Below are 13,451 nucleotides of genomic sequence, written 5' to 3'. Positions count from 1 at the left end.
GATTTTTGGCACGCTGTTGAGTTCTCAAGGAACGGACGCTTCCTTTGTACTCACCCGAGAGAATCTCTCGTGGCTTTCCTCCGGGCGCTTCCCTTCGGTGTTCCAAACTCTATCAGTGTTTTTCCGGCCCCCTGACCACCGTCCTGCAGGCATGCAGAAGGTGATCCCGAGATAGGATCTGACAAGTTGGGTGCTGCCAGGTGAGGACGCTTGGTCGCGTCACTCGGCCTCAAGCAGGAGTACGACTGTACACGGGGCCTCGAAGAGGGTGCAAATCGATTGGGCTGGTGGTCTAGACCACTAAGCGGTATCTTTCGTGCGGAACCCGAACTTCATATGACATACGCTGCTGCGCAGTGCGCCGTCCGGGACAGGCAGTGACGGCCCATACACGCAGCTCCACCCCTGGGAGGCTTCCCATGACCACCGTGACGTCCCCGCTTGCAGGACACGCCATCGGACTGGCCGCCGTGCCTGATCCGGTCTTCTCCGGGGCCATGGTCGGCCCGGGTACGGCGATCGACCCCGTGCGTGAGCCTTCCGAGGCTGTCGCGCCCGTGGACGGAGTGATCGTCTCTCTTCACCCGCATGCCTTTGTCGTCGTGGACGAGCAGGGCCACGGCGTGCTCGTCCACCTGGGTATCGACACCGTGCAGCTCAACGGCGAGGGTTTCGAGCTGCTGGTGAACAAGGGGGACACCGTGACGCGCGGTCAGGGCGTGGTGCGCTGGAACCCGGCCGCCGTCGAGGCCGCCGGCAAGTCCGCGGTGTGCCCGATCGTGGCGCTCGAGGCCACGGCGGAGGCGCTCTCCGATCTCCGCGACAACGGCGACGTGAAGGCCGGCGACAGTCTCTTCCTCTGGAAGTGACGTCAGTGCCGTCGTATGACGGCGTGTAGGGACAACCACCGCGGCGGCGGGACCCGCCGCACTATCGGAGACGGGTGAGATGGAGACAACGCTGCGAGGCGTCGGCGTAAGCCACGGTGTGGCGATCGGCGAGGTTCGGCACATGGGAACGGCGGTACTGGAACCGCCTGCCAAGCAGATTCCGGCTCAGGACGCGGAGCGTGAACAGGGAAACGCGCGCAAGGCCGTGGAGGCTGTGGCGGCCGACCTGATGGCACGCGGCAATCTGGCGGGGGGCGAAGCCCAGGCGGTGCTCGAGGCGCAGGCCATGATGGCCCAGGACCCTGAGCTGATGGCGGACGTGGACCGACGTATCGCCGTCGGCAGCACGGCCGAGCGTGCTGTGTACGACGCGTTCGCCGCGTACCGCGAACTGCTGGCCGGTGCCGGTGAGTACCTTGCCGGGCGCGTGGCCGACCTCGACGACGTGCGGAATCGTATCGTCGCTCGCCTGCTCGGAGTGCCCATGCCGGGTATCCCGGACAGCGACGAGCCGTATGTCCTTGTGGCGCGTGACCTCGCTCCCGCCGATACGGCTCTGCTCGACCCGACCCTGGTTCTCGGCTTCGTGACCGAGGAGGGCGGGCCGACCAGCCACAGCGCGATTCTGGCGCGGGCTCTCGGTGTCCCGGCCGTCGTGGCGCTGCCGGGTGCCGGCGAGCTCACCGAGGGCACGGTGATCGCCGTGGACGGCAGCACCGGCGACATCTTCGTGAACCCGAGCGACGAGAAGAAGGAGCAACTGGAGGCCGCTGCCGCCGAGCGCAAGGCCGCCCTGTCGGCGTCGAGCGGACCGGGTGCCACGGCCGACGGCCACAAGGTGCCGCTGCTGGCCAACGTCGGTGGTCCGGCCGACGTGCCGGCAGCCATCGAGGCCGGAGCCGAGGGCGTCGGTCTCTTCCGCACCGAGTTCCTCTTCCTCGACGACAGCAAGACTGCTCCGTCGGAGGAGAAGCAGGTCGAGGCGTACCGGCAGGTGCTCGAGGCGTCCCCCGAGGGGCGCGTCGTCGTGCGTGTGCTGGACGCGGGTGCGGACAAGCCGCTGGACTTCCTGACGCCTGCCGACGAGCCGAACCCGGCGCTGGGCGTGCGCGGCCTGCGGTCGTTGCTCGACCACCCGGAGGTGCTGCGCACCCAGTTGACCTCGCTGGCGAAGGCTGCCGAGGGGCTGCCGGTCTACCTCGAGGTCATGGCGCCGATGGTGGCCGACCGTGCCGACGCCAAGGCGTTCGCGGACGCGTGCCGTGATGCGGGGCTGCAGGCGAAGTTCGGCGCGATGGTGGAGATTCCGTCGGCCGCGCTGCGCGCGCGCTCGATTCTGCAGGAGGTCGAGTTCCTGTCCCTGGGGACCAACGACCTCGCGCAGTACACCTTCGCCGCCGACCGTCAGGTGGGTGCGGTGTCCCGTCTGCAGGATCCGTGGCAGCCCGCGCTGCTGGACCTGGTGGCGCTGTCCGCCGAAGCGGCGAAGGCCGAGGGCAAGAGCTGTGGTGTCTGTGGCGAGGCCGCGTCCGACCCGCTGCTCGCTTGTGTGCTGACCGGTCTGGGGGTCACCTCTCTTTCCATGGGTGCGGCGTCCATTCCTTACGTCCGGACGACGCTGGCGAAGTACACGCTGGCGCAGTGCGAGCGGGCTGCCGCTGCCGCGCGGGCGGCGGACAGCGCCGAGGAGGCGCGCAACGCGGCTCAGGCGGTGCTGTCCGGCGAGTAGTCGGATCGAGTCGGTCGTCCACGGCCGGTGAGGGGCGCTCCACCTTCGGGTGGGGCGCCCCTCCCGCGTTCAGTGGTGGTGTCCCGGCGCCTGGCCCTCCATTCCGAGGTCGGGTGGCACGCAGTAGTCGACATCCGACTCCGGGGAGATCAGATCACCGGAGTCGACGTCGGTGCAGTAGGCGTCGAAGACTTCTCCCGCAGTGAGGGGTTCGAGGCCGTCGCCGCGCAGGCGCCAGCCGTAGATACGGTCGACCGTTCCTGGAGCGCTGGTGCGCATGACGAGTCCCCCGGGACTCTGCGTGGCGATGCCGAGGGCCAGGACGGTGGTGAACTCGAGGGCCTCCGCCTCGTCGAGTTGTACGGCTCCGTGTTCGTCCTCGTCGCCGTGGAGGACGGAGACCAGTGTTTCCGGAGTGCCCGTGATGCTGCAGACGAGGTGGCGGTCCCCCGGGTGGGCCGTGTCGAGGATGCGGACGAGGAGGTCGGACGCGCGGGTGAAGGCCGCTCGGCCGAAGTCCTCCCCGCAGGAGGCGCAAGCGCCCAGGCGGGCCAGGAGTGTGGCAGCGTATTCCCAGGTGGCCTGGCGGACGGCCTCGTCCACCAGAGCCGGCACGAGGTCGGTCAGGGACTGGCCGTCGTAGGGGATGGTCGGTCCTGTGCTCGCGAGTTCCGCCGTGAAGCGGGTGCGGCTCGACGGGGCGTCGGGTTCGAGTCCTGCTTCCTCGCAGAACTCGGCGTACTCCTGTGGGTCGAACAGGGCGATGGTGGTGTGGCTGCCCTGTGCGGCGCGGGTCCTGAGGAGGTCTTCGACCTGTTTCAGGTAGGTCGTGTGGTCGTCGAAGGTGAAGCTGCGGTAGCGCCGCATGGCGCGGAAGTCGTGCTCGTCGGTGAGCAGGCCGATGGTGCCGGCGATTTCGCGGCGCAGGACGCGTCGCATGGTCGGGTGGTCGGTGTGCGCCATGTTTCCCCCAGTGCGCAGTCGATCAATGCTCACTCACAGTAACCGGTGGCACTGACAACGGCGTCTGGACGAAGCGATCGCGGACCAGTCGGTGCTGGATCACGCAGGTCACAGCGATGAGGGCACCGAAAGCTGGCCCTCCTGTCGGTCCGATGGCGATGGCCGTGGTGACGGCGAGTGGTCCGATGCTGCGACGGGTGGACTGGGCGAGGCCGTGGTCAACCCCTGGCGTCAGGTGCGCTTGCGGGCCAAGTCCTCGTAGAAGTGGAGCAGTTCTAGGTTGTCGATGGAACCCGCGTTGACCGCCTTCTCCAGTGGGGTGCCCTGGAGAAGGCGCTTCACCGGGACCTCGATGCGCTTTCCGGTGAGGGTGTGCGGGATGCCGGGCACCTCGATGACCTCGTCGGGCAGGTGTCGCGGGGAGAGTTGTTCGCGGATGGTCTGCTTGATGCGGTCGAGGAGGGCCTGGTCGAGGACGGCTCCGGGGATCAGGTGCACGAAGAGCGGCATCCAGTAGCCGCCGTCGGGCTGTTCGATGCCGATGACCAGGGATTCCCTGATCTCGGGGAGGCGTTCGACGGCCTCGTAGATGTCGGCCGAACCCATGCGCACGCCCTGGCGGTTGAGCGTCGAGTCGGAGCGGCCGTGGATGACGACCGAGCCGCGGGAGGTGACGGTGATCCAGTCGCCGTGGCGCCACACGCCGGGGTATGTGTCGAAGTAGCTGTCGTGGTAGCGGCTGCCGTCGGGGTCGTTCCAGAAGTGGATCGGCATCGACGGCATGGGGTTGGTGACCACGAGTTCACCGACCTCGTCGACGAGGGGTTTGCCGCTGGCGTCCCAGGACTGCAGGTCGGTGCCCAGTCCGGGTGCCTGGAGCTCGCCGATGTGCACGGGGAGGGTGGGTACGGCTCCCGCGAAGCAGGAGCACACGTCCGTGCCGCCGCTGACGGAGGCGATCCAGAGGTCGGCCCCGCTCTCTGCGAACTCGTCGTGCAGCCAGCGGAATCCGTCGGGCGGGAGCGGTGATCCGGTGGTGGCGACGCACTGCACCTTGGAGAGGTCGAAGTCGCGTACGGGGTGCACGCCGGCCTTGCGGCAGGCCATGACGTACGCGGCCGAGGTGCCGTAGAGGGTCGCCTCCGTACGTTCGGCGATCCGCCACTGGGCGCCCGTGTCGGGGTAGCCGGGGCTGCCGTCGTACAGGACGACCGTCGTGCCCGTGAGGAGGCCGGAGACGAGGAAGTTCCACATCATCCAGCCCGTCGAGGTGTACCAGAAGAAACGGTCCTCGGGGCCGAGGTCGCAGTGCAGGCCGAGCTGCTTGAGGTGTTCGACGAGGATGCCGCCCTGGGACTGGACGATGGCCTTGGGGAGGCCGGTCGTGCCCGAGGAGTAGAGCACCCACAGGGGGTGGGCGAAGGGCACCTGCTCGAAGACGGGCTCTGTGTCGGCGCTCGACAGGGACGACCACTCCAGGGCGCCTTCGGGGGCCTCGGTACCGAGGAGGGGGATGTGGACGACGGCGCGCAGGGTGGGCAGTTCTCGGCGGAGTTCGGCGACCGTCTCGCGGCGGTCGTGCTCCTTGCCGCCGTAGCAGTAGCCGTCGACGGTGAACAGGACGACCGGTTCGACCTGTTGGAAGCGGTCGAGGACACTGCGGGCGCCGAAGTCGGGGGCGCAGGACGTCCAGACGCCGCCCACGGCGGCCGTGGCGAGGAGGGCGACGACAGCCTGCGGGATGTTCGGGAGGTAGCCGCTGACGCGGTCTCCGGGCCGTACGCCGAGGGCGCGCAGCTCGGCGGACAGGGAGCCGACCTGGCGGCGGAGCTCGGCCCAGGTCACCGGGAGTGGTTCATGGGTCTCGTCGACGTACAGGAGGGCCGGTTCGTCCGCGCGGGTCGCGGCCGCGCGGAGGGCGTGCTCGGCGTAGTTGAGGGTCGCCCCGGGGAACCACTGGGCACCGGGCATCGAGCGATCGCCCAGCACGCGCGCGTAGGGGGTGGAGAACCGAACGTCGAACCACCGCGTGACGGCTTCCCAGAACGTGTCCAGTTCGTCGACGGACCAGCGGTGGAGGGCCGCGTACCCGCCCTCGGCCGGGGCACCGTACTGTTCGGCTGACCACGCCTGGAACCTGGTGATCTGGGCCTGGGCGATGCGTTCCGGATCTGGCTGCCAGAGCGGCTGGGGGTTCACGGTCGACATGGGGCGGCTCCCGGACTGTGCGCGTCGTGTGCGTCTTCCGCGCACGGGCTGGGGTGTGCGCGTCACGCGGCTGACACGGACGATGCCATGTGATCAACTTCTGCGCCAGGGTGCGCCCCACATAGTCCGTGTCGTGAAGATGTGGTCTCAGCACGGGTGAACGGCAGTTGAACGGCACGCGCGTGTGGGGCGTTGAGTGGCAGGGTGAGCAGCATGAACGGTCGTGACCTGGTGCGTTCGGTGAAGGCGGTCGGTTCGGCGGGGGCGGCCCAGAGGTTGCGTACCGTACGGGCCGCGTGGCGCAGGAGGCGTGCCGACGCCACGGGGCTGCCACCGCGGGGGGCCGAGCGCGCGCGGGTGCCCGGGCCGGTCCAGGGGGTCGAGCCCGGGCCTGGTGGCGGCGTGGTCCGGTTCAGCCGCTCCGAACTGCGGATCGTCGTCGCGGTGAACGGGGCCGTGTTCTGGGGCTGGGACGGGGCGGGTCCCGAGCCGTCGTACGCGCTCGCGGGCCGCTGCCCGGAGCCGGACCCCCGGGCGGTGCTGGAGCCGGACAAGGACGGCGGGTGGCGGGTCGTGGCCGAGCGCGTGACAGTCGTCGTCTCACGGTACGGCGCGGTCGAGGTGTGTACGCCCGGAGGGGTGACGCTGCGCCGGGATCTGCCGCCCCGGTGGTGGGAGCCGGTGGGTGGTGGCGCGGCGCGCTGGATGCAGCGGTCGGAGGTGGCCGCGGACGCGCGGTTCTTCGGGCTCGGGGGACGCGCCTCAGGCCCTCGGCTACGGGACGGGACATACCGGCTGTGGAACACCGATCCGGGCCGTGCCTTCGGTCCCGGCGACGATCCGCTGTACGTCACGATGCCGGTGCAGCTGGTGGTGGCCGACGCCGCCACGCATCTGGTGTTCCACGACACGTCGTGGGACGGCACGGTGGCCCTGCGCGAGGGCGAGGAAGGTGCCGGTTCCGGGCACGACCGGGCAGGCACGTGCGTCCTGCGGATGGACGGCGGCCCGCTGCGCTGCTGGGTGATGGTGGGCACTCCCGCGCGCGTGCTGCTCGCCTGGGCGTCGCTGACGGGCGCCCCCGCGCTGCCGCCGGCCTGGGCCCTGGGCCACCATCACGCGCGCTGGGGCTTCGGCAGTGAGCAGGAGGTGCGGCGGATCGTCTCGGGCTATCAGGAGCGCGGGCTTCCGCTCGACGCCGTCCATCTGGACATCGACCACTACGACGAGCACCAGGTGTTCACCGTCGACCATGAGCGCTTCCCCAAGCTGCCGGTGCTGGCCGAGGAGCTGCGGCGGGACGGGATCCGGCTGGTGTCGATCGTCGATCCGGCGGTCAAGGCAGCCCCGGGGAACGCCGTGTACGACAGCGGGACGGCCGAGGACGCGTTCGTGCGGGACGCCTCCGGGCGGATCGTGCGGGGGGTCGTCTGGCCCGGAGAGGCTGTCTTCCCGGATTTCACGCACGCGCGCGTGCGTGCCTGGTGGGGTCGTCTCTACGAGGAGCGGCTCGCGTCGGGGTTCTCGGGTTTCTGGCACGACATGAACGAGCCCACCTCCTTCAACGCCTTCGGCGAGTCGACGCTGCCACGATCGGCCAGGCACTCCCTGGAGGATCGGGGTGGTGACCACCGCGAGGCGCACAATGTCTACGCGCTGTGCATGGCCCGGGCCGGGTACGAGGGGCTGCGCGAACTGGCGCCCAAGGAGAGGCCTTTCGTGTTCTCGCGCTCCGGGTGGGCCGGGATGCAGCGCTACGGGGGCACGTGGTCCGGTGACGTGGCCACGGGCTGGCCCGGCCTCAGGGCTTCGTTGTCGCTCGTCATGGGGCTCGGGCTGTGCGGGGTGCCCTATTCGGGGCCGGACGTGGGCGGCTACGACGGGAGCCCGTCGCCCGAGCTGTATCTGCGTTGGTTCCAACTGGGCGCTTATCTGCCGCTGTTCCGTACGCACGCGGGGCTGCGGGCCGGGCGCAGGGAGCCGTGGGAGTTCGGTGCCGAGGTGCTGGAGCACGCGCGCGTGGCGCTCGTCGAACGCCGGCGGCTGCTGCCGTACTTGATGACGCTGGCGCAGCTGGCCCGTCGTACGGGAGCGCCCTATGTACGGCCCCTGTGGTGGTCGGCACCCGAGGACCGGGCGCTGCGGGACTGCGAGGACGCCTTTCTGCTGGGTGACAGCCTGCTGGTGGCGCCGGTGCTCGATCCGGGGGCGGACGTGCGGGCGGTGCAGCTGCCCCGGGGGCGCTGGTACGACACGGCGACGGAGCAGGCGTACGAAGGCCCCGGACAGGTTCTCGTCGACGCTCCCCTGTCGCGGATTCCGGTGCTCGCGCGCGCGGGCGCCGTCGTCCCGGTGCGTGGGGACGACGGCGGACTGGAGTTGGAGGTGTGGGCGCCCGCTCGGGGGCGGATCGGGGGCGGGCTGGTCGTGGTGGACGCGGGCGACGGGTGGGACGAACCGGAGATCGAACACTACGTCGCCCGCTGGAAGGGCCGACGGGTGGTCGTTCAGCGGGAGGGTGAGGGCGGCTTGAGCGAGACGTCCCACCCGGTGCGGATACGAGGAGTCTCTGACAGCTCCGACAGCTGAGCTCAGATGTAGCGGCCCTCGAACCAGGCCCGTACGGCCAGTGTGTGCAGGGGGAAGGCGAGCTCCTCCGGCCTGCGCAGGAGGTGCCAGCCCTCCGTCTCGTCGGTGGCCGCGGACCGCGGGAGGCCTTCGGCCGGGCGCTCGGGCAGGAGCCCGAACAGCAGGAGGTGCCCGTCGGGTGAGCTCATCGCGTCGATCAGTCGTACGTCGCGGCTCGCCGCGTCGATGCCGGTCTCTTCCTTGAGCTCACGGACGACGGCGTGCCGCCACTCCTCGCGGTCGTCGATGAAGCCCCCGGGCAGGGCGATGCCTCCGCGCGCGGGGGCGATGGTTCGGGTGATCACCACCAGGGCGGTGCCCTGTGTGTCGTACACGGGCTGGAGGGCGATCGCGACCGGCAACGGATTGCGGTAGTGCACGGTGGTGCAGGCGGGACAGGTGCGGGGCCAGCCCGCAACGCCCTCCCCGTAGGGCGCTCCGCAGCTCGAACAGTGGGAGTCGGGCGCGGAGTTGGGGGTGGAGTGCTGAGTTTCGGACACGCGGCGGACTGTATCCGATCACTGGGAGGACGTCGCCGGGGGGCGGCTCAATGACTGCTGATCAGCGATTTCCAGGACACCGGGAAGTCGAAATAGGTGTCCGGATACGGCTCTGGCTTGAAGGCGTAGTGCCACCACTCCTCGGCGAGATTGACGAATCCGAGGCCCTCCAGCGTGCTCTTCAAGAGGAGCCGGTTGGCGCGCTGTTCGCCCTGGATGCGCGGGTCGAGGGTGTGCGCGAGGGTGTCGAAGCAGTCGAATCCGGTGCCCATGTCGACGGAGTTGTCGGGGAAGCGCTCGTCCTTGGGGGCGTAGCAGGGCACCAGGGGCTCGCCGGGCACGTACGGCCTGGTCTGCCTCGCCGGGAGCTTCACGATCGTGAGGTCCATGGTGGAGCCACGGCTGTGGCCGGATTTCTCGGCGATGTAACCGTCCTCGAACAGGCGGGTCTTGTCGACGTTCGGGTAGAACTCGCCCTTCATCGCCTGGTCGTCGAGGTCCTCGGCCCAGCGGACGAAATGGTTCACGGCGCGCTGCGGCCGGTAACAGTCGTACACCTTGAGGGTGTAGCCCTGACGCAGCAGCTTCCGCTGTGCCTGGTGGAGCGCCTGGGCGGCGGGCCGGGTGAGGATGCAGAGGGGCTGCCGGTAGCCGTCAATGGGCTCGCCGACGAAGTTGTGCGGGGTGAAGTAGCGCATCTCCTGGATGATCGTCGGGTCCACGGTTCTCAGCGCCACGAAGTCCTCGGGTGCCTCGGGTTCGGTGGTCGCCCGGGCGCCGGCGGAGGAGACGGTCACGGCCAGCAGGGCGGCGAGCGCGGTGATCAGTCCGCGCAGAGTGCTGGAGATTCGTGTCATGTCTCCTGCATCTATCAGGAGCGTGTTCCGTCCGGGAAGCGATCGGATGCATTCGGCACCGGATGTACGACGGGAACGGCCGGAACCACCCCCGTGGGCCCCGGCCGTCCCTACCGATACGACGACGCAGAAGAGGCACGTCCGGTTCTGCCGACCCCTCTGCCGCTTTCCGGTCACCCGTGACAAACTTCTGACGTTCCGTCAGATTCGGGCTTGGGGAGGGACTGTGGCGCGCACTCGTACACCCGTCGTCGCGGATTGGTTCACCGGCGACAGCGACGACTTCACGCTCCTCGGCACGCGCTGCTCCGCCTGCGCCTCGGTCTTCTTTCCCCGCGAGGACATCCATTGCCGCAATCCCTGGTGTGCCGGCGGTGATCTGGCGGAGGTTCCGCTGTCGCGGCGAGGGCGGGTCTGGTCCTACACGGACAGCCGGTACCGACCTCCGTCACCCTATGTGACCGATCCGGAACTTCCGTGGGAGCCGTACGCGTTGATCGCTGTGGAGCTGGAGTCCGAGCGGCTCGTGGTGTTGGGACAGGCGGTTCCCGGGGTCACCGTCGCCGATCTGACGGTGGGCATGGAGGTGGAAGTCGTCCCCGGTGTGCTCCACGAGGACGCGGAGACGACCTGGACGACCTGGCACTGGCGGCCTACGGGGGTGACGGCATGACGGGAGAAGTGGCGGTACTCGGCGCGGGCATGCATCCCTGGGGCAAGTGGGGGCGACGTTTCGTCGAGTACGGCGTGGTGGCGGCCCGCGCGGCACTCGCCGACGCCGGGCTGGACTGGCGGGAGGTCGGCTCGATCGTCGGTGCGGACACCGTGCGTGGCGGGTATCCGGGGTACGTGGCGGGGGCGACCTTCGCCAAGGCGCTGGGCTGGCAGGGGGCCCGGGTGGCGAGCGTGTACGCGGCGTGCGCGTCCGGGGCACAGGCCGTCGGCATCGCGCGGGCGCAGATCCTCGCGGGTCTCGCGGACGTGGTGCTCGTGGTGGGTGCCGATGCCGCGCCCAAGGGGTTCTTCCGGCCCGCGGGCGGGGACCGGGCCGACGATCCGGACTGGCTGCGGTTCCGGGTCCTCGGAGCGACCAATCCCACGTACTTCGGGCTGTACGCGCGCCGGCGGATGGCCGTGCACGGGGACACCCCCGAGGATTTCGCGCAGGTCAAGGTGAAGAACTCCGCTCTGGGGGCGCTGAATCCGTACGCGCGCTACCGCAAGCGGGTCACCGCCGAGGAGGTCGCCGCCTCCGCCGTCGTGGCCGATCCGCTGCGGCTGCTCGACATCTGTGCGACCTCGGACGGCGGGGCGGCGCTGGTGCTGTCCAGCATGGAGTTCGCGCGTCGCCACGGGGTGGCTGAGCCCGTCCGGATCAGGGCCGTGTCCACGGTGACCCCGACGTATCCGAACACCGTGCTGGACCTTCCGGACATCGCGACGGACTCCGCGGCGGCGGTCGACCCGGCCGCCGAGACCTTCCGTGCGTCGATCGCGCGCGCGGCCTACGAGGAGGCCGGTGTCGGGCCCGAGGATCTCTCCCTGGCCGAGGTGTACGACCTGTCCACCGCCCTGGAGTTGCAGTGGTACGAGGATCTGGGGCTGTGCGGGGAGGGCGAGGGCGCGAAGCTGCTGCGAGAGGGCGCTACGGCACCAGGCGGGCGCATACCCGTCAACATGAGCGGCGGGCTCGCCTCCTTCGGGGAGGCCGTTCCGGCCCAGGCGATCGCCCAGATCTGCGAGCTGACCTGGCAGTTGCGGGGTGACGCGGGTGACCGGCAGGTCTCGGGCCCGCGCGTGGGGATCACAGCGAACCAAGGGTTGTTCGGGCACGGGTCGGCGGTGGTCGCAGTGAGGTGAGCAAGGGCTTTCTCATACGCTGTGTGAGCATCCCGGAATCGTGCGTGAACGTCTCATGAACTGCGCCTGGGCGTGCGCCAACAGCGCCATCATGCTTCCGTGCGCTCCTGGACGGATACTCTCCGCTTCGCTTTCCAACCGGTGGTCAATCTGACGACCGGCGGGGTCGCGGGGCTGGAGATACTCGCCCGCCCGGAGGCCGGCGACATTTTGGCCGAGGCCCGCCGCGACCCCGAACTCGACGGGAAGCTCGCGGTGTTGGCGGTCCGGGCGGCGGCGCGCAGAGAGACCTTGCTGCCGCTGCACGTCAATGTCTTCGCCGGCACGCTTGCCGACCTCGGCGGACTCACCTCACTGCACAGCGCGGTGCGCGAGGCGGGGCGGCTGCCGTGGGAGGTGACGATCGACGTCGTTCCGCCGTACACGCACGTGCCGCATCAGGCCTTGCTGGAGGCGGTGGCCGAGTTGCGGGGCCAGGGCTTCCGGATCAGCGCAGACGGCGTCGGGGACGGGGACGTACCACTACGACTACTTGTCGACATGTCGCCCGACCTGGTGAAGCTCGACGCGTCGCTGCTGGCGCGACCAGCGGCGGTGCGGGCCATGCGGGCCCTGTGCGACGAGCTCGGGGCGCTGCTCTGCGTCGAGGGAGTGGAGACCGAGCTGCAGTGCGCTGCCGCGCTGTCGGCCGGTGCCCAACTGGCGCAGGGCGAGTTGTTCGCGCCGCCGTCCCGGCTGCCCGCCGCGGACGTATACGTCCCGCCCCGCTCCCCCGGTGACGCGGCGCAACCGCCGTCGGGCCCGTCGGTGCGAGAGTTCGTGCGGCCCGCCGCCCTGTTGCCCGCCACAGCGTCCGCCGGCCAGGTGCGGGCGCTGCTGACCGGGTCGTCCGAGGTGTCCGGGGTGCTGCTCGTGGACGCAGACGGAGTACCGGTCAGGTCGGTGCACCGGTCCCGCTTCCTGCTGTCGATGTCGGGGCGCTACGGCCATGCCCTGTACGCCGATCGCCCCGCGGCCAAGCTCGGCGACGTGCCGCGGACGGTGGGCATCGACGCCACGGCGTGGGAGGTCCTGGACGTGGTCGCCGTCGGCAGCCGGGACCGTACGTCGGACGACGTCGCCGTGATCGACCGGTACGGCCGGTGTGTGGGCGTCGTACGGCTGGCGGATCTCGTACGGGCGCTGTCCGAGACCCGGGTCGAGGAGGCGGCCGGGCTCAATCCGCTGACGCGGCTGCCCGGTTCGGACTCGATCACGAGCGAGGTGGACCGGCGCATCCTGGACGGTCGGACGTTCGCGCTGAGCTGGCTGGACGTCGACCACTTCAAGCAGGTCAACGACGGGGCCGGATTCGCCGCGGGCGACGAGCTGATCCGCTCGGTGGGGCAGGCGCTGCAGCACGCGGCGACCGGCAACACGCGCGTGGGCCACATCGGCGGGGACGACTTCCTGGTCCTCGCGGACCCGGAGGGGTTGGTTGCGCTGGCCGCCTCCGTGCTGGACGCGCCTTGGACGGCGGGCGGGCTGCCCGTGACGCTGTCCCTCGCCACCGTGGTCTGCGTGCCGGGCAGCGTCGTGGACCACCGGGAGGCGGCCGCCTGTCTGGCACCGCTGAAGAAGGCCGCGAAGTCGCTGAGCGGGACGAGTTGGGTGGTGGGCCGGGCCGGACTGCCGGGGTACGAGATCCGTCGTGGCTCGGAGGTGTCGACCGCCCAGGCGGGATAGTCGGCGCAGGCCTGAGCATCCGCGGACGGCCGTCCTGCGAGTGAGAGCCCGGCGTCGCTATACGGCCGTCTGCGCGGATGCGGGACTTGTT

Annotated in this window: 10 protein-coding genes; 6 read left to right on the top strand and 4 right to left on the bottom strand. The window is 70.1% G+C overall.

The features are described 5' to 3' along the window. Positions 1-419 precede the first annotated feature (419 nt). Positions 420-869 (top strand): PTS sugar transporter subunit IIA, encoded by a 450-nt coding sequence (locus tag IG08_RS0137340; RefSeq protein WP_030613477.1) that lies wholly within the window; start codon positions 420-422, stop codon positions 867-869. A 79-nt stretch (positions 870-948) separates the two neighbouring features. Beyond that, positions 949-2,619 carry a phosphoenolpyruvate--protein phosphotransferase gene (gene ptsP, locus IG08_RS0137335; protein ID WP_030613474.1) on the top strand — a complete coding sequence of 557 codons (1,671 nt, stop codon included), beginning with the start codon at positions 949-951 and terminating at the stop codon, positions 2,617-2,619. A gap of 69 nt (positions 2,620-2,688) precedes the next feature. Here ptsP and IG08_RS0137330 read toward each other — a convergent pair whose 3' ends face one another. Next, positions 2,689-3,582 (bottom strand): hypothetical protein, encoded by an 894-nt coding sequence (locus IG08_RS0137330; protein WP_030613471.1) that lies wholly within the window; start codon positions 3,580-3,582, stop codon positions 2,689-2,691. A gap of 231 nt (positions 3,583-3,813) precedes the next feature. Continuing rightward, a complete protein-coding gene (locus tag IG08_RS0137325; protein WP_030613468.1) occupies positions 3,814-5,790 on the bottom strand; it encodes an acetoacetate--CoA ligase in 1,977 nt (658 codons plus the stop codon). A gap of 213 nt (positions 5,791-6,003) precedes the next feature. On the opposite strand from IG08_RS0137325, the gene IG08_RS0137320 reads away from it, so the two are divergent. Then, positions 6,004-8,379: a glycoside hydrolase family 31 protein gene (locus IG08_RS0137320; protein ID WP_030613465.1), complete on the top strand. Its 2,376-nt coding sequence runs from the start codon at positions 6,004-6,006 to the stop codon at positions 8,377-8,379. Between the two features lie 2 nt (positions 8,380-8,381). Here the strand turns inward: IG08_RS0137320 and IG08_RS0137315 are convergent, their stop codons facing one another. Then, positions 8,382-8,918, bottom strand: coding sequence for an NUDIX domain-containing protein (locus IG08_RS0137315; protein ID WP_030613462.1), 537 nt, complete (start codon positions 8,916-8,918; stop codon positions 8,382-8,384). Between the two features lie 47 nt (positions 8,919-8,965). Next, on the bottom strand, positions 8,966-9,775 hold the full coding sequence (locus IG08_RS0137310) for a M15 family metallopeptidase (protein WP_030613459.1): 810 nt from the start codon (positions 9,773-9,775) through the stop codon (positions 8,966-8,968). Between the two features lie 226 nt (positions 9,776-10,001). Between IG08_RS0137310 and IG08_RS0137305 the strand changes: the two genes are divergently transcribed. The 3 genes from IG08_RS0137305 (at position 10,002) to IG08_RS0137295 (ending at position 13,360) form a co-directional block, all read left to right on the top strand. Further along, positions 10,002-10,448, top strand: coding sequence for a Zn-ribbon domain-containing OB-fold protein (locus IG08_RS0137305; protein ID WP_030613456.1), 447 nt, complete (start codon positions 10,002-10,004; stop codon positions 10,446-10,448). After that, positions 10,445-11,635, top strand: coding sequence for a lipid-transfer protein (locus IG08_RS0137300; protein WP_030613454.1), 1,191 nt, complete (start codon positions 10,445-10,447; stop codon positions 11,633-11,635). The genes IG08_RS0137305 and IG08_RS0137300 overlap by 4 nt, the downstream gene beginning before the upstream one ends. A 99-nt stretch (positions 11,636-11,734) precedes the next feature. Beyond that, positions 11,735-13,360: a GGDEF domain-containing protein gene (locus IG08_RS0137295; RefSeq protein WP_030613438.1), complete on the top strand. Its 1,626-nt coding sequence runs from the start codon at positions 11,735-11,737 to the stop codon at positions 13,358-13,360. Positions 13,361-13,451: the final 91 nt, after the last annotated feature.

Source organism: Streptomyces fulvoviolaceus, from assembly GCF_000718165.1.
Lineage (GTDB): Bacteria > Actinomycetota > Actinomycetes > Streptomycetales > Streptomycetaceae > Streptomyces > Streptomyces fulvoviolaceus.
The sequence above is the reverse complement of the archived record's forward strand: the minus strand, read 5'-3'. Positions and strand labels throughout refer to the sequence as shown.